We start from the raw sequence: 26,970 nt of genomic DNA, 5'->3' as shown, positions 1-26,970 counted from the left end.
AGTGCGGGGTATCGGTTGTGGCTAAGAAAACAGCGTTAATAACCGGGGGATCAACCGGAATTGGAAAACAAATTGCTTACAGCTTTGCTAAAGCAGGAGTAAATACGGTGATTAACTACAGAAAAAGTGAAGAAGAAGCCCTGCTTCTTGCAAGAAATCTAACCGAAAGCTATGGAACGAGAAATATTGCATTGGCTGGAGACGTATCCATATACAATAACTGCAGCAAACTTGTAGAACAGGCATTGGAGGAGTTTGGTTCGATTGAAATTTTTGTTCACAATGCAGGGCCCTATATTCATGAACGAAAAAGGATGGGGGAATATTCCCTTGAGGAATGGAAATATTTAATAGATGGAAATTTGAACAGCATGTTCTATTTATCAAGCATGCTTTTGCCAATCATGAGAGAACAAAGATGGGGGCGTGTTATCACGATTGGATATGATCGGGTGGAAACTGTTCCGGGCTGGATTTATCGATCTGCTTTTGCTGCGGCAAAAGCAGGACTGGCATCATTAACACGAACCGTCGCCTTAGAAGAAGCCGATCATGGAATCACTTCTAATATGGTATGTCCCGGCGATATTGTTTCACAGTGGAAGGAAAAAGATATTGCTTCTGCTGTTAATGAAATCGATAAAGCATCGCCAGTTGGCAGACCAGGAACTGGCGAAGATATCGCACGGGTCATTTCTTTTCTTGCTGATGAAAAATCTGATTTCTTAACTGGAGGAATTATTCCTGTTACCGGAGGAAAGGATGTATTAGGTAAAGCAAGATAACAAAATACAATGGAAAATCCAGCTTTTCTGAGTGGAAGCTGGGTTTTTCTTTCAGATGCTATGGTGTTCACCTAGTTTTTTTTTCTGGATGAATAATAACCTAATCAGCAAAGTAGTTGCTCCAACAGCAAGGCCTGCAATCAGTCCAACCCAAAAGCCGATTGCACCAAGCACAGTCATTTGAGCTAGTAAGTAACCAACTGGCAAGCCAATGATCCAATAGGAAATAAACGCCATCAAAAAAGTGATGTTAACATCTTTGTATCCTCTTAATGCACCTTGTACTGGGGCCTGGATAGCATCTGAAAGCTGAAAGAACAAAGCATAAACAAGAAATTGGGCTGTTAATTGAATTACTTTTTCATCTCCACTGTATATTCCAGCTATCTGCTCACGAAATACGAATAATCCTAAACCGCAAAGTATTGCCATTCCTACAGCAATCGATATTCCTATGATGCTGTACTGTATAGCATCGCGATATCTTTTTGCTCCTGCCTCAAAGCCGACAACAATCGTTAATGCCATAGAAATACTCAAGGGAACCATATAAAGAAAAGAAGCAAAGTTCAAAGCTGCTTGGTGTGAAGCAATTGTAACCGTATCGTAACCACTCATGAAAAGAGTGACCGCAGCAAAAATACTTGTTTCAAAGAAAATGGCAAAGCCAATCGGAACTCCAATAACTAAAAGTTCTTTCCATTCAAGAAAGGAGATGCGAAATAATTTGTCAAAAATACGGTATACGGAAAAAGGACGTTTACGGAGGATTATTCCAATTGTAATCATTAGAAGTATCCAATAAGTGATAGCAGATGCGTAGCCAGCGCCAACTCCACCAAAGTCAGGTAACCCTAATTTCCCGTAAATAAATACATAATTTAAGAATGCATTAATCGGAAAGGCGGATAACATTACCATCATGGTTACTTGTGTCTTGCCTAATGCATCCATGAAGTTTCGCAGTACATGAACAAGAAATAGTGGAAAAATCCCTATCCCTAGTGCTACTAAATAATCATGTGCAACAATCTCAACCTCTTTTTCCAGACTCATGCTAGATACAATAGGGGTGATAGCAAAACCACCTACAACAATGGTAACTAATGCCATAAATACTGCTAGATAAGCAGCCTGAATAACTGTAAAGGCGACATCTTCTTCTTTTGACCCACCTATAAATTGTGAAACGATAGGGGTAACAGCAATGAGAATGCCGCTAAGTCCTGTGTATACAGGGACCCAAAGCGATGAACCAACCGCAACACCAGCAAGGTCTACGGAGCTATAATGGCCTGACATCATTGTATCAAAGAAATTCATCGCATACATAGACAACTGAGTGATTAGAATTGGGAATAAAATAGTAAGTAATTGTTTCGTTTTTTCGTATTGATTGAAAGTTTCCTTCATTAATAATTACCTCAAATGTTTACTGCATTTTTGTTCCTTGATTATAGCACATGCTTTACAGCGGTTGAATCAGTCATAATAATGTTATGTCAACTAAAATATTCCAGCACCATCCTTTCGAATGGTGCTGGTTTCCATTATGCTTCACGCAGTTCTGTTGCAATGTCTTCATTATTTGCGATTTCCCTTCTAGAATACAAGGTATACTGATCACGGGATACTTCAAAAAGATCATAAATCTCTTCATTTTTATTAATCTCAACGTACAAGTTAGGGCGTGAGTCATTGGCTTTCATGATATAGGGAAGTTTTTGCGCAGCCTTTATGGATCTGATGTTTTTCTTCCTGATCCTCATAAAAATCGTTTCAATACCTTTTTCATAAAATAGTTCTTGAAAAAAAGCAGCTTTTGCTATCGTATTGTATCCTTTTCCATGATATGGCTTTCCAATCCATGTACCCAAGAACCCCGCATTCTCCTTGGTATCATATAAGTTAATTGTCCCGATTGGAGCACCCCAGTCATCTGTAATCGTTCTAGAAATAAGCTCACCACGTTCCTCTGCTTCGATTGTCTTTTTTGTCATAAATACATATTCGTCATAAGAATATGCTTTATCACGGACAAAAGGGAAGACATCGGGGTGCTTTAAAAGCTCATACAAAGCGTGGCTATCACTAAGATCACGTTTTTTGAGCATGCAGTAGCCTCCTATACAGGGCAGTTCGTTTTTTTGGCAGACTTATCATCTCCAAACCACCCTCGAAATTTTTTGTGAAATTGCTAAAAAATTTCGGGGTGGGAATCGAACCCACTAGAACCAGGATACTGGTGGCGCACCATTTGCCTTCCCTCATTACATTAAATATGAAATTTTTCTTTTGAGTTTTTCATAGAAATCATACTAAAAAATCAAACAAAAGAAAATAGGTTTTAACGGAAATTTTTCAGTGATATTCCGCTAAATTTCTACAATATTCTTCCGTTGTGAAAAAACATTTGTCCATTGATCATCGTCCATACTGGCTTTGCGGAGTAATGAAAGGGAAAATGGCTCCAAAGAACGAGGTCAGCGTCTTTTCCGGGTTGAATACTGCCTACCAAATTGTCGATGCCAAGATTTCGTGCAGGCCTTATCGTAATCCCCTCAATCGCAGATTTTTCATTCATTCCTTCCCTAACTGCAATTGCGGCACAAATATTCAAATATTGAACCGGAACATAGGGGTGGTCAGTGGTAATGGAAACTTCCACACCTTTTTCATCTAGTTCTTTGTACGTAGACCAGCTTTTATTTTTTAGTTCGACCTTTGATCTTCTTGTAAGCGTAGGGCCAATCGATACTTTTAAACCTCTTCCTGAAAGCTCTTCTGATACTAAATGTCCTTCCGTACAATGTTCAATTCGTAAATCTAAATCAAATTCCTCTGCGAATCGAATGCTGGAAATGATATCATCTGCTCTATGAGCATGAACTCTCACAGGTATTTCCCGCTTTAATGCCTTAGCGATTGATGCAATGCGTAGCCGTGTCGGGTCATCTGCGTATTTTGCCTCGTAAAAGACTTCTCTAAGCATGCCCATGATGCCCATTCTTGTAATGCTATCTTTATTTCCTTGACTGTGTATCCTCTTAGGGTTTTCTCCAAGGGCGATTTTTAAGCCGGCAGTCTCTCGCACAATCATCTTGCCGACATTTTTACCTGCGGTTTTTATGACGGAAGTAGTTCCCCCGATTACATTTGCGCTTCCAGGCATGACATGCACCGTTGTGATTCCTGCTTTTAAGGCATCCGAAAAAGCCGGGTCGAGTGGGTATACTCCATCCAATGCTCTCACATGTGGGCTTAACGGTTCTATTGTTTCGTTCGCATCATTCCCGGCCCAGCCTGTGCCTTCATCATAAAGACCAAGATGAGTATGTACATCAATGAATCCAGGAAATAAGTATTTTCCTGAGCAGTCAATGAGGGACGCTCCTTCTTGTAAAGGTAGTGATTTGCCTATTTTAATTATTTTTCCGTCCGCCACTAGGACGTCGGATTCCAGAGCGGGGATGTCGGTAATCGGGAAAACATAAGCATTCTTTAGCAGGATTGATGTCATTCTAATACGGGTAAACAGCAATTCTCGCTTTACCCTTCCTCCTTATAAAATGGTAATATAGTTTATTCGTTACAAAAAGGGACAGAACAACAAAAATATAAGTATTCCTTCCTTGGAAAATGAATCTTTTTGAGGGGAATTCCGTAAGATAAGGAAAGGAATATAGAGGGAGGTAATACTAATGCCGAGCAATGAAGAAAAAGTATTGGCTGCAGGCTTATATACCTGAATTATTCACCGTGATCTGAAATTCTGGGTATTTAATGAAATTTTTAAAGTTTAGGTGAATTTTTACGGAGAAAATAATCGAATGACAGGAAATTTAAAACGATTCTTGGGAGGAAACCGATTTTTGGACAGACTTCTCCCTTGGTGCAGGTTCGATTTATTTTAAAAGGGTATTTATTCAAATTTTAGTTGTTGCACTCGGGTGAGTACGTCCCAAAAAAAGCGTTCATACACAAAACTCGAGGACATTTTAAAATATAGCGAGCGTCCGGATTTCACCAACTTACTTGCCACTTTGATTAGCCGGGTACGAATCGTTTGGATTTGAATGCCCTTATACTTGGTCGGAAAACTGAATGTCCGTAACCAGTTCGTGAAGTTATAGGCAAGCAGACTCAACATCATCCGAGCTTCATTGATCAGAAAATCATGGCTTTTCATCTGATCAAAACCAAAGCCATCTTTCGCTTCTTTGATGAAATTCTCCATTGTGCCCCGCTGTTGATAAGATGTAACAATCGCTTGGGGCGAAAAGGCTTCACCCAGACTCGTCACAAAAAAGGCATGTGAAAATAACAATTCACCAGCAGGGCGAATGGACTGAATGATAATACGACGAGGCTTTGACCAAGAAGATGCTTGGTAAATGGACTCCTCTACATAGCTTTCTGTCACGGACACATCATGAATTTCATGTGCTGGGTGTAGTTCTTCCGCAAGTGCTTTTAACTTGGCGTTCGCTTTTAGACGAATGATATAGTAAACCGATTCCTTTTCGCATAATTCATATAGACCAGGCACCGCGAAGCCACTATCGCCACGGACTAGATAAGATTTTTCGGGGAAAACTTCGTTATAGTGCTCGATGAGTGGGCGCATAAAATCTACAACACCATTGGAAGTATAAACGTTTCCCGGGCGCAATTGCGCTTTCAAGAAATCACCTGTTAGCCCATCAAATGCGACTAGTGGATGAAAGCCTGTTGTAGAATAATGCGCGTTGTAGGAAGAATTTTCTTGGTTTCCGTATGTATCGGCATGTGTGGAATCCAGGTCGAAAATAAGTGTCTTCGATTGTCGAGCATGATGAACCCGGTCAAGCAGTTCCTGATTGGCTGATTGAAGTTGGTTTAGTGCTTCCGTGTCAAAGCGCTTAAAAAATCGTGATAAGGACGGTTGAGAAGCGAGTGCAGATTTGCCAAGAACCTGTGTGAAAACCGGATCATGTGTTAAACGGTCCGCTGCATCATCCTCATGATAGCCAGCGATCAGCTGATAGATTTTTTGACGAAGTAAATGTTCATTCGTATGGAAGCAATACGTGCGTTCATCTTTTAATTGGAGATGTTTTGAAATCGTTTGTGAGAAACTGATTTTTTCATCAAACTCACGAAAAATGAATTCTCCAGTGTCAGAAGAAAGCGCACCACCATCATTAGACAATTTAATGGAACGGTTGAAATGTAGAGTGTTTTGCGATAAAGTAGCCATTAGAAGAATCCTTTCTAGTTGGTTGGTGTTTAGTCGCAATAACCATAACAGAAATGGATTCTTTTTTCATCTTTTAAGTGAAAAAGAGAATCCCACAGAAAAGCCAACAAGTCGGCTTTTCTGTGGGATTTTATATATATCGGTGAATAATCTAGGATATATTATCAGTTTTTTTACTGCATTCTTTGGCCCGCTCATCATTTGGCTTTTAAAGAAGGATGAATCAGAATTTATTGATTATCATGGAAGAGAATATTTTAATTTCTTTATTTCCTACAGTGTGTATGGACTAGTTTCTTTCATTTTAATCATTGTGCTTCTCGGGGTAGTTTTATTATGGCTGCTAGGTATCATGGCAATGGTTTTTACTATTATTGCAGCAGTAAAAGCATACAGCGGCGAACACTACAGATTCCCATTCATCTTTAGACTGCTTTAGGAAAGAACTGCAAATGAATCTGTGAATCTACTTCTTAGCTTCAGTTAAGTAATTATTCCATAATAAATGCACAAACAGCACTTTTAATAATGGAAAAATGGTAGATAGAAGATCACCGTTAGCTCGCGAGCCGAGCAGCGGTTTTTTTTTGTTTGTTAGTGCCTTAGAATGAAAAATTCGACACTATTCGTCTGAAAAAAGGATAAAAAATCCATTTCTTTAGGAGGATAGCTAGAGAGGAATATCAAAACTGAACAAATCACTTCTCCTACTAGGGTCTTAAGAAACATTTAATACTGAAGCGAGGCAGAAAAAATAATTGAAAATTTAAATATTTAGAATATAATGAAAACATAACGATGAAGGGGGTTGTTCTAATGATGAGTAAAAAATTTATTGCTGGTACCTTTGCCTTCGCTTTGGGAGCAGCAACGGTATTCGCAGGAAGTTATCCAACAGAAAAAGCGTTAGCATCTACAGAAAAAAAGTACATAGTTGTTTTTAAAGATAAGGGAAATTTACCAGCTAATTATGAAAAGGAAATCAAGTCTGCAGGGGGAAAGGTTGAATCTGCGCTAAGAAATCTTGGAGCTGCTGAAGTAGTGTCTTCTAACCCTAATTTCTTGAAAGACATCGAAAAATCAACCTCTGTTATGGCAGCAGGGAACCAGCATATTGTCTATCCTGAGAAGCCTGCTGATTCTGAGGCTTTAACAGTGGAAGGAAGCGCAACTTCCTCATCAGACCTTTATGAGAAGTATCAATGGGATATCAAACAAGTAACGGATGAGGGAAAGTCATGGGAAATGAAAGGCGGAACTGGAAAATCTACCAACGGTAAAGACATTGTAATCGGTGTCATTGATACGGGAATAGATTACCACCATCCAGATATTAAAGAAAACTACGCTTATGGTAAGTCTTTTGTTCCAGGTTACCCAGATGCAATGGATCAGGACGGCCATGGGACGCATGTAGCAGGATCCATTGCTGGAAAAGGAAGGGTGATGGGTGTCGGCCCTGAATTAAAAGTTGCCGCTTATCGTGTTTTTGGTCCGTCTGGTGGTGCCGAGACCTCTCATATTGCTGATGCATTAAGAACAGCTGCAGATGACAATGTCGATGTGGTAAATATGTCCCTTGGAGGATATGACTGGTTCCAGAATCCAGAGTTTGCGACAAAAGATGTGGTAGCAGATGTTCATCTTTTCAATAGGGCCATTCAGTATGCCATTAAAAAAGGCGTAACGGTTGTTGGATCTGCAGGTAATAACGGTGTTGATATTAGCTCTCCAGGGAAATTGTCAGGAGATGATAAAGGAGCAACACATCGTAGTCCTAGCAGTCAACAGTTAATTAGGGTTTCTTCAGGCGGTAAGCTCGAGAATCTCGCATACTACTCGAACTACGGCGTTGGAAAAATTGATGTAATGGCACCGGGAGGAGACAGAGGGCCTAATTATGATCCTGTAACTAAAAAAGGTGGAGACAATTCTTACATGAGTTTAAGTACTGTACCTGTTGTGGATGCCGCAGGAAATGTAACAGGTCATGGATACGCATATTATATTGGCACTTCGATGGCGGCACCAAAGACTGCTGCATTGGCGGGTGTCATCATAGCAAAGCATGGGAAAGACCAGTTATCACCAGCTCAAGTCAAGCATATCCTTCAATCTTCTTCAAAAGATGTGTTCAAGAAGGGATATGATGAGAAATCCGGGTTTGGACTGATTAATGCAGTAAGTGCCTTAAAATAAGAAAATGAGGAGTATGGTCATCAACGACTGTACTCCTTATTCTGTTTTTCAGCATGATTTCTAGAAGGATTAATATACTATAGTAGAATTCAAATAAAGGACGATAACCTAAATGAGCATCCGACAATACTATTTGCATTGCGCATCTTCTTACTTAAATTCCGTTATTCTCTCCCTTACTATTATGGCTGCCATTCTCGGTTTCTGTTTAATTTTGTCCATCAGAGTACCATTTGGACTTGCTGCAGGGCCCTATTTATTCTTTTCCTTTTGGCAGTTTCAAGGGTATTTATTGAATAAATCACAAATCGCTTTCACCAGTTCAGAGAATTGCAGTATAGATAATAAATCTGATATTTTGGATACAGAGCATCTGGTAGTAGCTTTTGCTCCAGCTCAAGCACTGAAACTGCTATTATTTTCTCCCGAGGGAATAATGGTAGGGGAAATCAAGGAGTCAAGAGAAAAAGCTTGGAGATGGATTTTTCCGGATTTTATGGATAAACGTTTAAAGAAAGATTTTTTTCTACTAGATCAGCAAGGAGTAATGAATGCCAGGATAACTGTATGGGAAAAAAAAGCAAAAGTTTTTGATGACAAAGGAAATCTTATAGCACGATATGATGGTACGTTAAAAAGAGGGTTGATGCTTCCGGAAAGGGAGATTGCCTCCTTGTCCTCTGGGTCCAAAATGTATACCGATTTACGTTTGAAAAAGGAAAACGGATTTGTGCTTTCTCAATATCAAACGGGTTGGATGAAATCGGGGTGGAACCACTTATTTCGGCCTAACACTCCAATTCTTAGTTTTGATGCAGGCGCGAATCGGAAGAATAGGCTTTTTATGCTCGCGGTGCTGACGGTCGAATATTGCTATTTCAACCATTGAGCTTCTGGCAAGGAACGTTTCTATGGTCAAGTAAACGAGGAAAAGTTACAATGAACAGGAGGGAGTGTACAGGAGGAAAGTGATGAAAAAATTCATTTTAATAGTAGGAATTCTTCTTGCAGTGCTTTTCATTGTCGACAAAACCATGCTAAAGGAAGAGGGCATGATAAAGAGAGCTGGAGAAGCAGGGAAGTACGAAGAAATCAAGGATATAAAGTCAATAATAGAAGGGTTGGAGAAAGGGAATAAAGCCCCTGACTTCCAACTGACAGATTTAGATGGAAAAACAGTTGCATTAAGTGATTATAAAGGAAAGAAAGTGTTGCTGAATTTTTGGGCATCATGGTGCAAGCCATGCAGAGCAGAAATGCCAGAAATGGAAGAAATGTTTAAAGATCAGAAAGAAAATGGGTATGTAATTTTAGCGGTCAATATGGCACATAGCGAGAAGAAACTCCAACATGTAGAAGCGTTTGTGAAAGAGTACGGTTTGACTTTTACTGTTCCTTTGGACAAGGAAGGGGAAGTATCAAGCATGTATGAAATCATGGCCTATCCTACCACATATTTCATTGATTCTAAAGGAGTAATCCGCAGCAAGTCCATCGGGGGAATGAATAGAAGCTTTATGGAGAGGGAAATGAAGAAACTACCATAGTTTATGCTAAGTGTTTCTTTCTATTAGAATCTTGTACATTGGCTTTAGGTTATGGCAGCTTTTAGTATAAAAAGTGGTTGGAGGAGTCTAGAATGAAAATAGAAATTATTAAATGCCATGGTTCTGGAAATGATTTTTTGTTGATTGATGAGACAAAAGGTAATCTGGAAATACATGAAATATTTAGAGGTAAACTGGCAGAGCTTTTATGTAACAGGAAAGGTGCTTTAGGTGCCGACGGTGTCCTATATATTTTAAAGAGTGACCGAGCGGAGGCGCGGATGAGGGTTTTTAACAGTGATGGATCAGAAGCATCCATGTGTGGAAATGGTTTAAGATGTGCCGGGCGCTATGTATGTGAACAGCTAGGAATAACAGAAGCCTTAATAGAGACGATGAAAGCAGACCTTCGTGTGCATAAAGACGAAGATATATTGGAAGGTATACCGACTTATTCTGTAGAGATTTCACCTGTTTCCTTTCAGTTGGAAGATTTACCGCTTGTGTTGAATAAAAAGGAACTTATTAAGGACAAAATCCCAGAGTTGTCAGAACAACTTGAATTTACTGCGCTTGCTGTTCCGAATCCACACCTTGCCGCTATGGTGGATCAAGTAGACTTGGATTCTGACTTGCAATGGGAGTTGAGCGAAAAAGTAAACGGTAAAAATCCTTTTTTTCCTGATGGAGTCAATGTAAGCTTTATCAGGTTGTTAGGGAAAAATAGAATATTTGTCAGGACTTACGAACGAGGAGTCGGATTTACGAATGCATGCGGTACAGCGATGTCAGCAGCAAGTCTCGTAACGTGTCTTACTGCGGGAAATGACTTTGAAAAGAGCATCGAAGTATACAATCCAGGTGGAATGGTTCGTTGCGTAGTACATCGATCTGGGGGAAACTACTCCATTGATTTAATTGGAAACGCGACATACTTATACAAAGCGTTGGTTGATGTCGATATATCCGGCGGTTCTGTCTTATTGCAGGAGAAGAAGGAATTGAAGGAGCAGGAGCGATACAATAAAATACAGGAAATAGCCGAAAGGGTAATCGCAGAAGCTTAAGGATGTAAACTTTCTGCTAAGGAGCGAATCCAAGCCCCCAACCCAAAATGATGCGGAAAAAACCGCATCATTTTTTTTGTTTTAAAAACTTGAAAACAGCTTCGAAATCCTGGCGATCTTTTGCTTCGAAGTATGTTTTAAAAGGGCATCCTATCTTTTTTAAGCGTTCCATCATTGTTGGAAGCTTGTACTTGTCGCTGGAGAGAGTTTCGTTTACCTCATCCCAATATAACGGAGCTGCTATATTTGCTCTATCGCTTCCCCTAGGTGAATAAGGGCAAATGATTGTTTTTCCTGCTGCATGCTGGACATAGTCAACATAGAGTCTGTTTTTGCGATTTTTCTTCAATCTTTCAACTGTAAAACTGTCTGGGTCCTTCGAAACAAGGTATTGGGCAACAAAGGCTGTAAATAGCCTAGTCTCTTCATAGCTATATTTTCCATTAGGAAGAGGAATGTAAATTTGCAAACCTTTGTTTCCTGATGTCTTAATAAAAGCTTCTAATCGTAGTCCGTCAAGGGCTTCCTTGATTATTAACGAGGCCTTTACTGCCAAATGAAAGTAATCTCTTGATGGAGGGTCTAGATCAAAGACTATTTCATCTGGGCAGTCTTTTCCAATTGTCTGAAAAGGAATATGAAATTCCAACGCTATTTGATTTCCAAGCCACATTAACGTTTTTAAATCATTACATATTAAGTATTGGATTCCTTCCCATTCGGATGATGGAACAAATTCTGGTGCGTAATCTGGTTTGTTTTTTTGATAGAAGGCTTCTCCCATAGTTCCGTGGGGATAGCGTATCACGGTTAAATGCCGATTTTTTAAAAAAGGGAGCATATAGCCTGAAACGTCATGAAGATATTGGATATACTCCTGCTTTGTAACCTTAGGATCCTTCCATAGAATTTTCTCCGGATGGGTTATTTCAATACCTGGCGGCAAATTCCTTTGCTGAACCTTGAATTGATGAAAAGTACAATCTTTAGGCTCGAGATCAAAACGAAATTGGTGAAAATGAGGTTCACGCAGTTCTCCTTCATAAAGTTCCAGGTACTTTATTTCTAGGCAAATACCTGGAAGGGTTGTAATAAATCGAGCATCCTCTGAGGATTTGTTTTTCTTCATTGTTTCTAGAAGCGCGGCCTTCTCTTCTGGTTTAAAACCGAACAACACATGGCCGATTTGGATGATTTCCTTTTCATCAAAGACAGAAACATAGAAGTAACCATTAGATTTTTCGTATCCGGTTAAAAAACAAGAAACATACTTCCAGTTTTTGAGCTTTAACCAATGGTTGCTGCGCTTGCCCTCCTGCCATATGCTATCCTGTGTTTTTGCAACGATTCCTTCTCCATTATGGGACACGACAGATTCCCATAATGAATCGAATTGATCTGTTGATTGAACGATTTTTAACAAACCTGGATGATCCACATTTAGATGTTTTGGCAAGCCAAGAGAGTCAAGAAGCAATTCTAATTTTTTCCTTCTCTGAGAATATGGAAAAAACCTAAGATCCTTTCCTTTTATCATCAATAAATCAAAAGCGATAAGACTGCATGGACTTCTCTCTGCCATTTCTTTAATTTTAGAAGGAGAACGCATTCTTCCTCTTACCTGCAAAGCGGAAAAATCTGACTTGTAGTTGTTTTCCAGCAGAACAAGTTCACAATCAAGGCGAATGGGTAGGGTATTTTTCAACTTAAGGGAAAGTGTATCAAGATATTGGTGAATTTCCGGGAAAATACTTTTTAAAGATTTTCCATTTCTGCTTGTTAGTGTGATGTCCTTTCCTACATCAAGCAAAGCTCTGTAGCCATCAAATTTTGTTTCGTAACGCCAGTTCTCGCCTATTGGCGGGTCAAATGTTAATGTAGGAAGCATTGGTTTCATTTTTTTCATTCCTTTTAGCATAGTTTTTCACTAAAAGATTCACAATGATACAAATGATACATTGGGAAATCTTAAAAGGAATGTTTAACTGTCAGCATCACAAGATAAAGAAAAAAGGTGGAATTATCATGCATACCATGTGGAAGGGAAGTATCAGTTTTGGACTTGTCAACATTCCAATAAAGCTGCATGCAGCAACGGAAGATAAGGATATCAAGCTGCGGACACTGCATAAAGAGTGCCATACTCCATTGAAATACGAAAAGGTTTGTCCAGCGTGTGACCGGGAAATCAAAGCTGAGGACATTGTAAAGGCTTATGAATATACTAAAGGGAAATTTGTTGTGCTAGACAATAAAGAATTAGAAAATTTGCGAAAAGAAAATGAAGAAAAGGCAGTAGAAATCATCGATTTTGTCAATATGGAAGAGATTGATCCTATCTATTTTAATAAAGGATATTATATGTCTCCTAATGAAGGGGGAGGAAAAGCTTACTCTCTTTTAAGAAAAGCGCTTCAAGAATCGAAAAAAGTCGGTATCGCAAAGATTATTATTCGTGCCAAAGAACAGCTTGCGGTGATCAGGGTATATGAAAACACGTTGGTTATGGAAACCATCCATTTTCCTGATGAAGTGCGCAAAACTGCTGATATACCCAATGTGCCTCCGGATGATAAAGTTACCCAAAAGGAATTGGATACGGCCATTCTTCTTATTGATCAACTTACTGCTGAATTTGAGCCAAGAAAATACCGTGATGATTACAGAGCATCATTAATGGAGCTGATAGAAGCGAAGCGGAGCGGCAAAGAAATTGTTTCAGTTGCAGATAGAGAACCTGTGTCAAATGTGACAGACTTAATGGCAGCCCTACAAGCATCAATCGATAGGACAAAACCGAAAAAGCAACCGGCGAAAAGAAAGCGGACGACTGCTGCTAAAAAAGAAGCGTGAGAAAAGGAATCCACGAGCATTCGTGGATTCTATTCCGTTCCGCCTCTCCCATTTTTCGTAATCTATTTTTGATGAGTTTAAAAAATAAAACAAGGGAATATTTCAATAGGAGGTGCGAGGATGAAAATAGTCATTCTGTCTGATACCCACTTGCCCAAAAGAGGGAGAGTGCTTTCAAAGGTGATTAAGCGCGAAATAGAAGATGCTTCGTTAATCATCCACGCGGGTGATTGGCAAACAGTTGAGGTTTATAAAGAAATTCACCAACTTGCTCCTCTTGTCGGAGTTATGGGAAATGTTGACTCGCCAGAACTTAGGAGATACTTAAAGGAAAAGGAAATCCTCGAGGTAGAGGGGAAGCGTATTGGGATTATACATGGGCATGGCAAGGGGAGGTCGACGAAGCAAAGAGCAGTTGAAGCTTTTAAAGGAGATGATGTAGATGCAATCATTTTTGGGCACTCGCATATACCTTCCCTTCAATATATTGAAGGGACGTTGCTTTTTAATCCTGGTTCTCCCACTGACAAGCGAAGGCAAAAAGATTTTTCTTTCGGTATTTTCACGATTGGAGAAGAATTAATAGCGGAGCATGTCTTTTTTTCAAAAGTGGAAGATGGAAAATAATGCAGGAAAGCTGGCGGCTCTCCTGCATATTGTCAGTCGATTAGGTATACCGGATCGCCTGTCCGGATTTTACCTGTTTTTAAGACTCCTGCATACACCCCAAAATGATTATTTCTTTTTCTGACTAATGTCTGAAGGAGAGAAGGATCAGTGTGAGCCGTCATAGGATCAACAGTAACGATCATGCAGCGTTCGCAATGCCTGATTAGTCTAAGAACGACAGCATCTCCTATTTTCAGCTTTTTTCCAAACCAGCTCTCTTCAATAAAAGGATCTTTATCATTTAGGGCAAGGTAGAGGTTTGGTCTAAAACGCTGATAGTCTAAATTGGCATTAGCACTCAAGGATTTCAATTTTTCCATCGATGCATCCGTTACAATTAATATATGCTCTTCTTCAATAGCACCAAGAGGAACAGCGGCAGGATCGAACGTGATAGGCTCAATCTCTCGTTCTCCTTTTGAAGCTATTTCTTCTGTAAGACGACTGTCTCCCCAATTGAGCACTTCATTCGATGGAGTTTTTACTTCGACTGGTGGGAATCTATCCATGCTTTCCTCTCCGTTGAATTTTGCACTGTAAAGTACCATCTCGGGAAACTGAGTAATGGTCAGAAACTTTCCGGGTCTTGTTCTATCAGAAAAAGCATGGCTCCGATCACCATAAAGACCATAGCTCATTACATTGGTTGCTTCTACTTTTTCGCCACGAAAAGACTTTACAGGGTGACGGACGATCTCTTCTACATGTCCAATAAGCAATGTGGCTGCCCCCATTCTTTAATTGCTAGAATTCGGAATTAATTCTGTTTTTTTATATGGAATTATAAAATCGGCGGACTCGGCTTTCCTTCGTTTTTTATGAAGTTTCCTCTACGGGCACATTTTCCAAACAGTATTTATTTACTGTAGCTTCCTCATCTTCCTCTAGTGCGAAGTCCAGTACTTTTTCTGTCCCTTTATCAATGAAATAATATTGACGGATTTTTCCGCTGCCATCTTCTAGCGAAAAGATTACCTTTAGTAAAAGCCCGTTTTCTGAATATAATTCATCCTCTTCATCCACATCAATATTCAAGAAGTATTCATAACGCTCGCCTTCCAGTAGACCGAATGGATCTTCGAGCCGTTCCGCTGTATGTCCGGATATTTTCAACATGTACTATCATCCTTTATTGTTCATTTTTCCTATTATATAACCCATTAGCAAAAAACAATCAATTATCATTATACCATTTAATGATGGTTAGAGAATCGATTGTAACAACATCCCTTACATAAAACCCTATTCAAAATCAAACAATATTGTAAAAAGGGGGGATTTGATGGGCAGTCAATGCACGCCATCATCATCATCATCAGAAGGAAAAAAGCTTCAGTGGTGGCAGTTATCCATTATAGGGGTAGGCTGCATAATTGGTACAGGCTTTTTCCTAGGTTCTAGCCTTGCTATTACAATGGCAGGACCTGCTGTGCTCGTAGCTTTTATTCTTGCAGCAACCGGTACTTATCTCGTATTCGACGCGCTATCGAGAATGTCTGCAAAAGATCCGCAAAAAGGTTCTTTTCGAGCCTATGCAAAGAAGGCCTATGGTCATTGGGCTGGATTTACGAGCGGTTGGGTTTATTGGAGTTCAGAGCTGCTCATTATGGGGAGCCAATTGACCGCTCTTTCGATTTTTTCCCGCTTTTGGTTTCCTAATATCCCAATGTGGGTATTTGCTGCATGCTTTGCAGTGTTAGGAATCATTGTTATACTGACAGGAACAAACGGATTTGAAAAGATGGAGAATATTTTTGCAGTGATCAAGGTAGCAGCAATATTGATGTTTCTCATTATTGCAGCGCTTGCTTTGTTCGGTATCATCCACGGGAAAGGAAACGAGTTTGTCACCCCTGCTTCGATGGGAGATTTTTTTCCGAATGGGATGAAAGGCCTTTGGACTGGCCTTATTTTTGCATTTTACGCTTTTGGCGGGATTGAAATCATGGGAATGATGGCACCTAGGTTGAAAAATAAAGAAGATGCTCCAAAAGCAGGAAAAGTTATGCTGTTAGCATTGACAACGATATACCTTCTATCTATTGCGCTTGCGGTAACGATGGTAAGGTTTGAGGATTTTAATACGAAAGAAAGCCCGTTCGTCCTCGCCCTTGATCGATACCATCTCCCGCTCGTTCCGCATCTTTTCAATGGAGCAATGATTATCGCTGGTTTTTCTACAATGTGTGCTTCTCTTTTTGCTGTCATCACAATGATTGTGACGCTTGCGAAGGATGGAGACGCACCAAAGATTCTTGCGAAAAAAGGGAAACTAAAGGTTCCTGCTTTTGCTTTACTCCTAACGATTGCTGGGTTAGCCGGCTCGATTGTTTTAGCTCTTGCTATGCCGGATAAAATCTATGAATACTTGACAACAGCGGCTGGGTTAATGCTCTTGTATAACTGGTTGTTTGTGCTGTTTTCCTATAAGAAAATTATCGACCTGGATAGTTTCCAGAAAATAAAGCAGGTTACCGGAATCCTGCTAATCCTCTTTGCAGTGAGTGGCACACTCCTCGACAAGGGGAGCCGTCCAGGCTTTTTTATTAGTCTTCTCTTTGTTGGTATTATCGTGTCCGTCCTCCTTATTATCAATAAACTTGGAAAAAGAAGAAAAGGTTTGGAACCACAAGGTGCCTAAACGTAAAGAAGCTTGGTGGAGCCCAAGCTTCTTTACGTTTTACAGGCGAAGGAGCAGCTTTGCAGCTTCCCAGCCAAAATAAATGGCAAACCCAATAAGAGAAATACCTGAAAGCACAGAAATCATCGTCAGTATTTTAGCTGTTAACAGTTTTCGGAAGCTGCTTGAAATGCCTGCCATGACGATGTCCCAAGATAAAAGACCGATGATGATAGCCAAACTGTAAAGGGCTAAGTGAACGGCATCGTATGATGCAGCTGTTTTCGCTAAAACAGAACCATAAATTCCAAGCCAAAATAAGATTGTTAAAGGGTTTGAAATGGACATCAGAAATCCTGATAAGAACGATTTCCCTTTGGATTCATCCTTTCTAGTCTGGTGTACGATTTTTCCGGCACCTATAATGCTTTCAATTCCGGTATAAAGCAGAATAAAAGCGCCGAATAGCCAAAGAAACATTTGAATATAAGGTGTTTCCAAGAATCTGCCTATTCCGAGAAATACAGCAACCATGTAGATAATGTCTGCTGTAACAGCTCCAAGTCCTAGCAGCCACGCATGCAGAAAACCATTTCGAATTCCTTTGTCCATCTGTGCTGCATTAACTGGACCAATTGGGGCTGCGAGCGATAAACCTAAAAAAACATAGCTGAAAAATATACTCAACAATAACCCTCCATTTTATCATTGGACATGTATTGCTCGTCTTATAATTATTCGGAAACAAAGGTGTTTACGACAAAAATGGATGGAAATGCGAAGGAATAAAATATAGGAAGAAGCATATACTTAAAGTGATGCAGCTGGCCGAAAGGGAATGAAAGGATTTTTTGGAAATTTACACTGAGTATGTTATACTAGACTTGATACCAATAAAAGTGGATTCATTTATTATAAGAAGTTAAGAGAAGCTTTTTATAATAAATGAATTTTTTTTCACCCTTTTATATTGGCCGTATGAACACTATAGAATTGGAGCGTGAGGTAATGGCATTTGGAAGAAGGCTGCCTGAGGAAATTGTAACTGCAGAAACAAAAGTATGGGTTTGTACTTCTGAGGATTGTAACTGCTGGGTTAGGGACAACTTTAAGAGCAGCGAGACTCCTGAATGCCCGATTTGCCACAGCCAGATGGCAAATGAGACGCGTGTGTTGGAAGTAGTTAACAACCATAGCTTAAACCTTAACGGTTAAATGAAAGGTAAAAAAACACAGGCAGCTGCCTGTGTTTTTTTGCGGATGTGAAGACTTCAACCAGCCGCGGTGAGCCTGAATTGTTGATTCCGCTACTTCCGAAAGTCAAATTTTCTCACCAACAAAAGTATAATACATACTGATTAGTTGTATAGCATAAAATCGTATAAAGCTATTCGCTACTTTTTATAAAATGAATACCGAAATACGATAAATTTGTGCCAAAAGGCCTATTAATCCATGTTAGAAATTTGGTTAGATTGGACTCCAATTTGATTAAACGATAGTCTATTACTTTGAACGAAAGGATGGGACGGATGGAACCATGGCAAAAAAAGAACTAATTGCAATGATACTGGCTGGGGGCAGGGGTTCAAGACTAAGAAGCCTTACTGAAAACATTGCAAAACCGGCTGTGTCGTTTGGCGGAAAATATAGAATCATTGATTTTCCACTGAGCAATTGTATTCATTCCGAGGTAGAGACAGTCGGGATTCTGACACAGTATCAACCGCATACACTTCAAAAATACATAAACGATGGAAAAATTTGGGGTTTTGATCGTTATGTTGATGGAATTACGTTTCTTCCTCCATTCCAATGTAAAACCCGTTCTCGTTGGTATGAAGGAACCGCACATGCTGTGGCTCAAAACCGGGAATTTATTTCTTTTTATGACCCTGACTACGTTATCGTCCTTTCTGGGGATCATATATATAAAATGGATTATCGTCAGATGTTAAAAGAGCATAAGAAGAGTGGAGCAGATGTTAGTATTTCAGTAATTCCAGTACCATGGAGCGAAGCAAATCGATTTGGTATTTTGTGTATTGACCCTGTTACCGGAAGAATACATGAATTTGAGGAGAAACCCCAATTCCCTGCCTCGAATATGGCTTCAATGGGTATTTATATTTTCAATTGGAGAGTTTTACGCAATATTATTGAAGTGCTTGATGACAATCCACTTTCCTTCAGTGATTTCGGAAAAGATGTCATTCCGTATATGTTAGCGGAGGGTTTCTCATTATATGCCTACATGCATGAAGGGTATTGGAAGGATGTAGGCACACTCGAAAGCCTCTGGGAGGCGAATATGGATCTGTTAACTCACAGAACCAATATATTAATGGATAATAAAAAATGGTCTATATTTACTTCCAATCAAAGTATAGTGCCTGCTTATATAGACGAAGATGCACTTGTCAGACAGTCTTTTATCTCAGAGGGAAGTGAAATATATGGAAAAGTATTTAATTCTGTTATCTCTTATGCTGCAAAAGTTGAAAAGGGAGCAGTGGTTCGAAATTCAGTATTGCTTCCGAATGCAGTAGTAGGAAAAAATACAATTATTGAGAATGCAATAATCGGTGAAAGGTTAGATTCAGGTGACAACAATTTTATTTACAGGCATAAAGGGGATTTCCGAATAAGCATGTAGTCTCTTCTTATATGTTTACAGTTAAATACTGTGTAAAGAAAATTTAATTTAGCAATTAATTTTCTTACCATTGCGAAAAGGAATAAATAACGTGTTTTTTGAACAGGAAGGAGTCATTGATGATGGAACAGGCAAGAAATCACCGAGAAGATTTAATCGAACTGGATAAAAAACATTTTATTCACCCCACTTCTTCACTAAAATTGCAACAGCAGCAGGGAGCTCCGTTTATTTTTGTAAAAGGTGAAGGTGTTTACCTTACAGATATTTCTGGACAGAAAGTATTGGAAGGTATGTCTTCCCTTTGGAATGTCAATGTTGGCTATGGAAGATCAGAACTTGCAGAAGCAGCAAAAGAACAAATGGAAAAGCTGGCATTCACCAATTCGTTTTCTTCCATGAGTAATGAGCCGGCAATTTTACTTGCAACAAAACTGGCAGAGATCACCCCCGGTAACTTGAATGCTGTTTTTTTCACATCAGGTGGATCGGAGTCGAATGATACAGCATATAAGCTTGTACGTCATTACTGGAAACTAAAAGGAAAACCTGATAAGAAAAAGATTATTTCTCGCAGGAGAGGTTATCATGGAGTAAACATTGGTGCCACTAGTGCAACAGGGATCATGCCTTTTCAAGAGATGACTACATCACTGGCACCTGATTTTCTTCATGTGGAACCTGAAAGCACTAAGTCACTTCTAGATTGCATTCAAGCAGAAGGTGCAAATTCTATTGCTGCTTTTATTTCAGAACCTATCCAAGGAGCAGGCGGGGTAAATATGGCACCTGAAGGTTATTTTAAGGAAATTCGAAAAATTTGTGACGATCACGATATCCTGTTCATTGCAGATGAAGTAATAACGGGTTTTGGCAGAACAGGAAAAATGTTCGGCTGTGAACACTATGATGTGGTTCCTGATTTAATGCTTCTTGCCAAGGGGATAACAAGTGGTTACATTCCGTTGGGAGCTGTAGCTTTGACGGAAGAACTACACAAGGAGCTTGTAGAGCTTTCAAGTGATGTTCTTCTCCATGGATATACTTACAGTGGGCATGCAACTGCGTGTGCGGTGGGTTTGAAAAACCTGGAGATAATTGAAAGGGAAGGTCTTGTAGAGAATTCTAGAGTAATGGGAGAAAAACTTGTTAATGGCCTGAAAAAGCTGAAGGAAAAAGTAGAAATTGCAGGCGAAATACGTGCACTCGGACTTATTGGTGCGATAGAGATAATGGATCGTAATGGCAAAAGATTCGATAAACTCATTGCACCTAAAGTGAGCGCCGAGGCGGCTAAAAGAGGTCTAATGGTCAGGACTGTCTGTTTTGAAGGGAAAGATACTATTGTATTTGCTCCTCCGCTTGTGATTAATGAGAAGGAAGTAGATGAAATGCTCCGAATTCTTGAAGAAGCGTTAATGGCTGTACAGAGACGTATCTTAAACGAGGCTATTTAAATATCTTTCTTTTTTCCATATCATAAGTGTAGCAGGAAAGAACAGCAATTCTTTTGAATACTAAACCCTAAAAAATAAAGGTGATTGCCAAAAGGGCAAATCACCTTAAAAAACTAGGAACACATCATTTTAGACTGAATATAACAGGTGAGGAGTTTTTCAGTATTATCGAGAGAATCGATATGGGTTCTCTCAAATGCATGGGAGGAGTCGATGCCTGGTCCAATTAATCCATGGACAATATCGTTACCTGATCGTATCGCAGCAGATGCATCTGATCCGTAATAAGGGTAAATGTCTATTTTATAGTCAATATTGTTTCGGTAAGCCAATTCAACAAGATGTTTGCGTAAACCATAGTGATAGGGACCGCTTGCATCTTTCGCACAAATGCTCACAGTATATTCATCTGTCGCCTGGCCATCTCCCATCGCACCCATATCTACTGCCAAGTACTCCACTGTTTCCGCCGGAATGTTGGAATTTCCTCCATAGCCAATCTCTTCATTATTAGAAATAAGAAAATGCGTTGTGTGAGGAAGGAGAATATTCTCCATTTTTATTTTTTTCATTAATAAAAGGAGCAGGGCAACACTTGCTTTATCATCAAGGTGTCGAGATTTTATATACCCTGATGGAGTTATTTCTATTCTAGGATCAAAAGAGACAAAATCTCCTACTTCTATTCCAAGCGCCCTTACATCATCTTCATTTCGGACTTTTTCGTCAAGTCGTATTTCCATGTTTTCCTGATTCCGTTCTGCTTTACCAGCATCTTTATATACATGGACAGACGTTTGGTGCATAAGAATAGTGCCTGAAAATTTTCTTCCTGTGGAAGTCTCGACCGTACAATACTCCCCTTCAATTGAGTTGAACTTGAACCCACCTATTAAATCAATCTTAAGGCGGCCACAAGGTTTTATTTCCTTAATCATCGCGCCAAGAGTATCGACATGCGCTGTTAGCATTCGGTGATGTTCATCATCTTCTCCTTGGAGTGTTGCAATTAAGCCACCTTTACGATTTCTTTTTGACTCAACCCCAATGTTTTTTAAGAAAGCTTCTACGAAACTGATTACTTCTTCTGTATTTCCTGACGGACTAGGAATAGTGACTAATTCTTTTATCAACTTTAATGTTTCTGGCATTTTTTTGTCCCCCATAAAAAAACCTCCTCCTGTTCTAATGTGAAATAATAACCCTATTATAATCTTTTTTTCCGCAAAAGGCAGAAATTGAATCTCTTAGTTCTGCTTCTAGGTTATTTACCATTTATTCTTGTCATATTCATTAGAGATGTTCTTAAGGAGGGATGTTGATGGAAAAGCAACATTATAGAAGCTTATTAATGGAATGGTGCTCTGAAATGGAAAGTTTGCTTCGCTCTTTAAGGAGCCAACACAAGGAAAAGATTGATTCCTTATTGGAAAGCATTGGTTTATTGAAAATGAAGGCGGAAGAGGAAAGAAACCAAAATGAAGCGGAGCTATACGAATTATCACACACTCTCTATGATAGACTTTCAAGTATTTTAGTTCAAACCTCTCTTTCTATACGAAGTGAAGGGGAAGAGAGACAAGGTACAATTCCGTCTGGAATGCATCGGTTGCCGCCATTGCCATATGCTTATAATTCCCTGGAACCCTTTATTGCTGAGGAGATCATGATACTCCACCATACGAAACACCACCAAAGCTATGTAGCAGGATTGAATAAGGCGGAGTTGGAGATGGAAAAAGCCAGAGATACAAATGAGTTTAAGCTGATCAAGCATTGGGAAAGAGAAGCTGCATTTCATGGTTCAGGACATTATTTACACACGATATTTTGGAAGGTTATGTCTCCAACCGGAGGCGGCAAACCCGGCGGGATCGTATTAAAGTACTTAACCAATTCTTTCGGGAGTTATGAAAAATTTAAGAAGCATTTTACTGAAGCGGCTGCTGCAGTAGAGGGAGTAGGCTGGGCCTTGCTTGTTTGGTCACCAAGGGCTCGACGACTTGAAATATTAACGGCAGAAAAACACCAAAACTTAACGCAATGGGACACCATCCCACTCTTAGTTCTTGATGTCTGGGAACATGCCTATTATTTACAATACAAAAATGATCGGCGCAAGTATATAGAACAGTGGTGGAATATTGTAAACTGGCAAGAAGTTGACCGGCGGCTGCAAACAGCTTTGGTCGTTCAATGGCCTCCTTACTAAAGTTAGAAAAAGGCTGAGCCACAAGGGGGCTCAGCCTAAAGTATGATTATTCCTCTTTTTCTTTATCTTCCTCGGTTTCTCCGTTATCTGCTTCATCATTATTTTGCTCATCTTGATCTGTTTCATCTGTTTTTTCTTCTTCCATTTCGTTATCAGGCTTATTTTCCACGTCTTGGTTTTCTTCTGTTTCTTCCTGTTCATTACTATCATTATTGCATCCTGTTGCTACACCGGTCAGCATGAAAGCGGCAGTCAAAGCCAGCATTCCTTTTTGGAGATTGTTCTTCAATTTTTCTCCTCCTTGGTTAGTAGTAATGGGATTACAAGCCAATCATACAAGATTTTGAAGAGAAAAAAAGAGTAAAAAACCATGTTTTACGTAAATTTACTTAAATTATTCTTTTGTCTTAACATTTTTCACAAAGAATTTGTAATAGTTACAATCATACCTATTCCGAATATAAGGTTCTAAATAGGCTATTTGACTTAATTTAAATATAAGGGGAACAAGCGTTCGTTCAAAGGCGGGCGATATGTTATAATAAAGAAGCAGTAGTCTAGTGAAAGGAAGGGTGGTCGGCTATCCCCTCTGAAAGGGGGTGATGCCTCTTGACAGTATTCGAGACATTTATGGCTATGTTTACGTTTGCCAGCCTGATTATTGCGATCCTGTCATTTAATCAAAAAAAATAGACCTCCCTAATTAATCAGGGAGGGATCCAGTCATTTATAATGCCGATCCCTTCCGGGAAACAGCTGCTGCATAAACCACAGGTGGGCCAACACTTGTGGTTTATTTATAATTTCACTTTTAGGATATCATATTCATGGTATGCTGTCACGATTTGTATTTTTTCAATGTCCCCCTTTTTTCTTTTCTGGCTTAATAGCAATAAATGTTGCTGCTGCTGCAGCCAAACTGAGTCCTGTCAACAAAAAAAACATGGTCTTCTCTGAATTCTTCATTAATAGCGCAATGACAGGCGGACCTGCGGCTACACCAATAAATCTCATTGAGCTGTAAATAGAGGTAATGGTTCCCCGTTCTTCTTTTTCGATACTCTCTGTGATCAAAGTATCCAGTGGCGGTAAGCTTGCTCCAATTCCAATTCCGCTGATGAGAAACATCGTGATAATGAACCAAAGATCTTTTGAAAAACCAAGAATAGCGGTTGAGACCCCTAGCAGAACTGCTCCTGAAAATGCTATCCATTTCATCAATACTTTATCCTTTTTGATCAGCCTTCCTGCAATGAAGGAGGAGAGACAAAGTACGCCAAGTGGTAATGCAAGAATCAATCCTTTTTTTCTATTCTTAATATTGTATTGGAGCTCGAGAATATCTGAAAGATAAAAAAGAACTCCAAACAGTACGAACATGAGGATAACCCCGATAAAAAAAATAGCATAAAGCATTTTTCCGTTTTCCGTAAAAATGAGCTTTATCTTTTTTATGAAAATCTTGAAAGGAAGAGGTTCGGCTTTATTGTTCGGACTCTTTACGAAAAAAACCATCAATAGGATGGAAATGGCACAAAGTACTGGAATTGAAAAGAAAGGAATGTACCAAATAAATCCCGCTAAAAAAGATCCCACAATCGGGCTTAGAACTTTTCCTAATGTATTAGAAGTTTCAATTTCTCCTAATGCGCTGCTCACATCGTCTTCGTCTTTGAACATATCCCCAACTAATGGAAGCACGATTGGGAAGCAACCTGCTGCGCCTGCTCCTTGAATCGCTCTACCAACAAGCAACACCCAATAACCGTTTTCACCCATTAATGCGGCCCAACCGCTAATTCCTCCTCCAATTGCAACTAATATCAGGCTGGGGATGATTACCTTTTTCCTTCCAATATGATCAGAAAGGTAACCTGCTACCGGAATTAGAAAAATGGCTATAACTGAATACACAGTAATAATGAGGCTGGACTGAAAGGCTGAAATATTCATTTCCTTTTCCATGACAGGTAGAACTGGAATTAACATTGAATTGCCTAGCGTCATAACCAAGGGAATGGAGGCGATTGCAAATATTGCGGCCCTTTGACTATCGATCCCTTTATCTGATTGACCTTTAGATGACTTTTCCCCTGGCTTCGTAAACAATTTCTCTATATAGTTCATTTATAGACCCGCCTTTTAATTCATTCTGTTTTTATTATTAGCTAAAGTACTTTATTAAATGTTGTATCTTTTTGGTAAAATAGAAGGGCGGAACATTAAGAATAAATAGGGAGAGGGAAACATTATGGAAGGCATCATTCTTTCGTTAAATATTGGTTTGCCTGTTTCTTATCATTACCAAGGCAAAATAGAAAAATCAGCGATAGGGAAATCGCAGGTGAGGAATGCGGTTGTCCTTAAACATGGCATTCTCGATGATGGTGTTGCAAATGAAAAATTTCATGGTGGATTCGACCGTGCAGTCTGCTTATATTCTTATGACCACTATAGTAAGTGGGAGCAGGAGAGTGGGAAATTCTTCATGCTTCCTGCCTTCGGAGAGAATATGACCGTATCTGGCATGTTAGAGGAGAATGTGTACATTGGGGATATTTATAAGGCGGGCAGCTCTATTCTTCAAATTTCCCAAGGAAGAATCCCTTGTAATACTATTTCCAAATATAATGGTGTGAAAAACTTGTTGGATAGAGTGGTGGCAACAGGTTATACTGGATATTTTTTCAGAGTGTTGAAAGAGGGGGTTATTGCCCAAGAAGATCAGCTTGAATTATTAGAAAGGGAACAAGAAGATGTCTCTATCCTAAAAGCACATAAACTGCTTTATAATAAAGAATCGGATATAAGCGATTTGCAAAAAGTAGTTCGCATTCCTTCATTGGCAAATGCATGGAAAGAAAAGCTTTCTCTAATCATCGACAGAAAACAGAAACAAAGGAAATAATCCGGCGATAAACCGAATTATTTCCTTGCTCTTACACACACTGTCAATACTGGTCTGATTTTTAAATAGCTAATTTGAATATCGCAATACCCGGCGAGCAGAAGGTCCTCCTTCATACTCTCTCCTAGACTTTTAGCTGTTTCATCATTGGCTCCTTCTTCTCTAGGCTGTACAGTTATAATAAGTTCACCATGGTTTTCCAGAAGCTTCATTATGTGAAGAAGGGATTCATGAGGTTTTTTCCATAGAGGATAGTTATTAACTGAAAATATTTTATGATAGAGGATTCCCTGATCAAAATCGTGTATATCGACATGGTATAACTGTACTTTTCCATGGACTATTTCATCATGATTCTTGCTTTCTGCTGTCTCTTTCATTTTTTCGGAAATATCAACACCATGTACAGTAATATTGCTTACCGATGAGGCAATCTCTTTTATTGCGAACCCAGGACCATATCCTATTTCAAGGATTCTATCTCCTTCTATAGGTTGGAGATATTCAATGGTCCACTTATTGATTTCTCTGTTTTCTTTATCCATGATTTTTCCTGCTAATTTCCCTAAAAGTCCTTCTGGTTTTTCAAATTGCCTTGCCATCATATCATTCATCATCGTTGACTAACCTCCCTATTATTTCGCTTTTCCCTGCCTTGTATCCCTATCAAACCTCTAAATAACCATTTGATTTATTAAGGAATTACATTTTCCGAAGACAGAATAGTAAAAAAATAACAGTTGTCCTTGCACACAATG

General features: G+C 39.3%; 27 protein-coding genes. 15 read left to right on the top strand and 12 right to left on the bottom strand.

Annotated elements, in window-relative coordinates; genetic code table 11:
- Positions 1 to 17 precede the first annotated feature (17 nt).
- Entirely contained in the window at positions 18 to 785 is a 768-nt protein-coding gene (locus BQ5796_RS08515) for an SDR family oxidoreductase (RefSeq protein WP_071459846.1), read from the top strand.
- A 51-nt stretch (positions 786 to 836) separates the two neighbouring features.
- Here the strand turns inward: BQ5796_RS08515 and BQ5796_RS08510 are convergent, their stop codons facing one another.
- The 4 genes from BQ5796_RS08510 to BQ5796_RS08495 form a co-directional block, all read right to left on the bottom strand.
- Positions 837 to 2,198: an MATE family efflux transporter gene (locus tag BQ5796_RS08510; protein ID WP_071459845.1), complete on the bottom strand. Its 1,362-nt coding sequence runs from the start codon at positions 2,196 to 2,198 to the stop codon at positions 837 to 839.
- A 137-nt stretch (positions 2,199 to 2,335) separates the two neighbouring features.
- Positions 2,336 to 2,899 carry a GNAT family N-acetyltransferase gene (locus tag BQ5796_RS08505; RefSeq protein WP_071459844.1) on the bottom strand — a complete coding sequence of 188 codons (564 nt, stop codon included), beginning with the start codon at positions 2,897 to 2,899 and terminating at the stop codon, positions 2,336 to 2,338.
- A gap of 269 nt (positions 2,900 to 3,168) precedes the next feature.
- On the bottom strand, positions 3,169 to 4,305 hold the full coding sequence (locus BQ5796_RS08500) for an amidohydrolase (protein ID WP_071461215.1): 1,137 nt from the start codon (positions 4,303 to 4,305) through the stop codon (positions 3,169 to 3,171).
- A 402-nt stretch (positions 4,306 to 4,707) separates the two neighbouring features.
- Positions 4,708 to 6,024: an IS1380 family transposase gene (locus BQ5796_RS08495; RefSeq protein ID WP_071458948.1), complete on the bottom strand. Its 1,317-nt coding sequence runs from the start codon at positions 6,022 to 6,024 to the stop codon at positions 4,708 to 4,710.
- 142 nt (positions 6,025 to 6,166) lie between these two features.
- On the opposite strand from BQ5796_RS08495, the gene BQ5796_RS18415 reads away from it, so the two are divergent.
- The 5 genes from BQ5796_RS18415 (at position 6,167) to dapF (ending at position 10,837) form a co-directional block, all read left to right on the top strand.
- Positions 6,167 to 6,463, top strand: coding sequence for a DUF4870 domain-containing protein (locus BQ5796_RS18415; RefSeq protein ID WP_346190285.1), 297 nt, complete (start codon positions 6,167 to 6,169; stop codon positions 6,461 to 6,463).
- Positions 6,464 to 6,840: 377 nt separating this feature from the next.
- Positions 6,841 to 8,223 (top strand): S8 family serine peptidase, encoded by a 1,383-nt coding sequence (locus BQ5796_RS08485; RefSeq protein WP_071459843.1) that lies wholly within the window; start codon positions 6,841 to 6,843, stop codon positions 8,221 to 8,223.
- Positions 8,224 to 8,335: 112 nt separating this feature from the next.
- Positions 8,336 to 9,112 carry a hypothetical protein gene (locus BQ5796_RS08480; RefSeq protein ID WP_071459842.1) on the top strand — a complete coding sequence of 259 codons (777 nt, stop codon included), beginning with the start codon at positions 8,336 to 8,338 and terminating at the stop codon, positions 9,110 to 9,112.
- Between the two features lie 82 nt (positions 9,113 to 9,194).
- Positions 9,195 to 9,770, top strand: coding sequence for a TlpA disulfide reductase family protein (locus BQ5796_RS08475; protein WP_071459841.1), 576 nt, complete (start codon positions 9,195 to 9,197; stop codon positions 9,768 to 9,770).
- A gap of 92 nt (positions 9,771 to 9,862) precedes the next feature.
- A complete protein-coding gene (gene dapF / locus BQ5796_RS08470; RefSeq protein ID WP_071459840.1) occupies positions 9,863 to 10,837 on the top strand; it encodes a diaminopimelate epimerase in 975 nt (324 codons plus the stop codon).
- 67 nt (positions 10,838 to 10,904) lie between these two features.
- Here dapF and BQ5796_RS08465 read toward each other — a convergent pair whose 3' ends face one another.
- Positions 10,905 to 12,734 (bottom strand): DNA ligase D, encoded by a 1,830-nt coding sequence (locus BQ5796_RS08465; RefSeq protein ID WP_071461213.1) that lies wholly within the window; start codon positions 12,732 to 12,734, stop codon positions 10,905 to 10,907.
- 128 nt (positions 12,735 to 12,862) lie between these two features.
- Between BQ5796_RS08465 and ku the strand changes: the two genes are divergently transcribed.
- Both ku and BQ5796_RS08455 read left to right on the top strand, forming a co-directional pair.
- Complete coding sequence (gene ku, locus BQ5796_RS08460; RefSeq protein ID WP_071459839.1) at positions 12,863 to 13,690, top strand: non-homologous end joining protein Ku; 828 nt, start codon at positions 12,863 to 12,865, stop codon at positions 13,688 to 13,690.
- A 120-nt stretch (positions 13,691 to 13,810) separates the two neighbouring features.
- Positions 13,811 to 14,317, top strand: coding sequence for a metallophosphoesterase family protein (locus BQ5796_RS08455; RefSeq protein ID WP_071459838.1), 507 nt, complete (start codon positions 13,811 to 13,813; stop codon positions 14,315 to 14,317).
- Between the two features lie 32 nt (positions 14,318 to 14,349).
- Here the strand turns inward: BQ5796_RS08455 and BQ5796_RS08450 are convergent, their stop codons facing one another.
- Both BQ5796_RS08450 and BQ5796_RS08445 read right to left on the bottom strand, forming a co-directional pair.
- Entirely contained in the window at positions 14,350 to 15,078 is a 729-nt protein-coding gene (locus tag BQ5796_RS08450) for an MOSC domain-containing protein (protein WP_071459837.1), read from the bottom strand.
- 97 nt (positions 15,079 to 15,175) lie between these two features.
- Positions 15,176 to 15,475, bottom strand: coding sequence for a DUF6509 family protein (locus tag BQ5796_RS08445; protein WP_346190284.1), 300 nt, complete (start codon positions 15,473 to 15,475; stop codon positions 15,176 to 15,178).
- 166 nt (positions 15,476 to 15,641) lie between these two features.
- On the opposite strand from BQ5796_RS08445, the gene BQ5796_RS08440 reads away from it, so the two are divergent.
- A complete protein-coding gene (locus tag BQ5796_RS08440) occupies positions 15,642 to 17,000 on the top strand; it encodes an amino acid permease (RefSeq protein WP_071459836.1) in 1,359 nt (452 codons plus the stop codon).
- A 39-nt stretch (positions 17,001 to 17,039) separates the two neighbouring features.
- Here BQ5796_RS08440 and BQ5796_RS08435 read toward each other — a convergent pair whose 3' ends face one another.
- Entirely contained in the window at positions 17,040 to 17,666 is a 627-nt protein-coding gene (locus BQ5796_RS08435) for a LysE family translocator (protein WP_071459835.1), read from the bottom strand.
- A gap of 321 nt (positions 17,667 to 17,987) precedes the next feature.
- Between BQ5796_RS08435 and BQ5796_RS08430 the strand changes: the two genes are divergently transcribed.
- From BQ5796_RS08430 to BQ5796_RS08420, 3 genes are all read left to right on the top strand, one after another.
- A complete protein-coding gene (locus BQ5796_RS08430) occupies positions 17,988 to 18,194 on the top strand; it encodes a cold-shock protein (RefSeq protein WP_071459834.1) in 207 nt (68 codons plus the stop codon).
- A 325-nt stretch (positions 18,195 to 18,519) separates the two neighbouring features.
- Entirely contained in the window at positions 18,520 to 19,635 is a 1,116-nt protein-coding gene (locus tag BQ5796_RS08425) for a glucose-1-phosphate adenylyltransferase (RefSeq protein WP_071459833.1), read from the top strand.
- A 122-nt stretch (positions 19,636 to 19,757) separates the two neighbouring features.
- Positions 19,758 to 21,092, top strand: coding sequence for an aminotransferase family protein (locus BQ5796_RS08420; protein ID WP_071459832.1), 1,335 nt, complete (start codon positions 19,758 to 19,760; stop codon positions 21,090 to 21,092).
- 113 nt (positions 21,093 to 21,205) lie between these two features.
- On the opposite strand, the gene BQ5796_RS08415 is transcribed toward BQ5796_RS08420, so the two are convergent.
- Positions 21,206 to 22,243, bottom strand: coding sequence for a M42 family metallopeptidase (locus BQ5796_RS08415; RefSeq protein ID WP_071461211.1), 1,038 nt, complete (start codon positions 22,241 to 22,243; stop codon positions 21,206 to 21,208).
- 170 nt (positions 22,244 to 22,413) lie between these two features.
- On the opposite strand from BQ5796_RS08415, the gene BQ5796_RS08410 reads away from it, so the two are divergent.
- Positions 22,414 to 23,304, top strand: a complete 891-nt coding sequence (locus tag BQ5796_RS08410; RefSeq protein WP_071459831.1) for a superoxide dismutase — start codon at positions 22,414 to 22,416, stop codon at positions 23,302 to 23,304.
- Between the two features lie 46 nt (positions 23,305 to 23,350).
- On the opposite strand, the gene BQ5796_RS08405 is transcribed toward BQ5796_RS08410, so the two are convergent.
- Positions 23,351 to 23,593, bottom strand: a complete 243-nt coding sequence (locus BQ5796_RS08405; protein ID WP_071459830.1) for a hypothetical protein — start codon at positions 23,591 to 23,593, stop codon at positions 23,351 to 23,353.
- A 320-nt stretch (positions 23,594 to 23,913) separates the two neighbouring features.
- Here BQ5796_RS08405 and BQ5796_RS18840 point away from each other — a divergent pair, with 320 nt between their 5' ends.
- Positions 23,914 to 23,997: a putative holin-like toxin gene (locus tag BQ5796_RS18840; RefSeq protein ID WP_428839317.1), complete on the top strand. Its 84-nt coding sequence runs from the start codon at positions 23,914 to 23,916 to the stop codon at positions 23,995 to 23,997.
- A 162-nt stretch (positions 23,998 to 24,159) separates the two neighbouring features.
- Here BQ5796_RS18840 and BQ5796_RS08400 read toward each other — a convergent pair whose 3' ends face one another.
- A complete protein-coding gene (locus BQ5796_RS08400) occupies positions 24,160 to 25,431 on the bottom strand; it encodes an MFS transporter (protein WP_071459829.1) in 1,272 nt (423 codons plus the stop codon).
- Between the two features lie 124 nt (positions 25,432 to 25,555).
- Between BQ5796_RS08400 and BQ5796_RS08395 the strand changes: the two genes are divergently transcribed.
- Positions 25,556 to 26,212, top strand: a complete 657-nt coding sequence (locus tag BQ5796_RS08395) for an MOSC domain-containing protein (RefSeq protein ID WP_071459828.1) — start codon at positions 25,556 to 25,558, stop codon at positions 26,210 to 26,212.
- A gap of 17 nt (positions 26,213 to 26,229) precedes the next feature.
- Here BQ5796_RS08395 and BQ5796_RS08390 read toward each other — a convergent pair whose 3' ends face one another.
- Positions 26,230 to 26,829, bottom strand: coding sequence for an SAM-dependent methyltransferase (locus BQ5796_RS08390; protein ID WP_234969324.1), 600 nt, complete (start codon positions 26,827 to 26,829; stop codon positions 26,230 to 26,232).
- Between the last annotated feature and the right edge of the window lie 141 nt (positions 26,830 to 26,970).

It is taken from the genome of Bacillus massilinigeriensis (genome assembly GCF_900111815.1).
GTDB lineage: Bacteria > Bacillota > Bacilli > Bacillales > Cytobacillaceae > Mesobacillus_C > Mesobacillus_C mediterraneensis.
The sequence above is the reverse complement of the archived record's forward strand: the minus strand, read 5'-3'. Positions and strand labels throughout refer to the sequence as shown.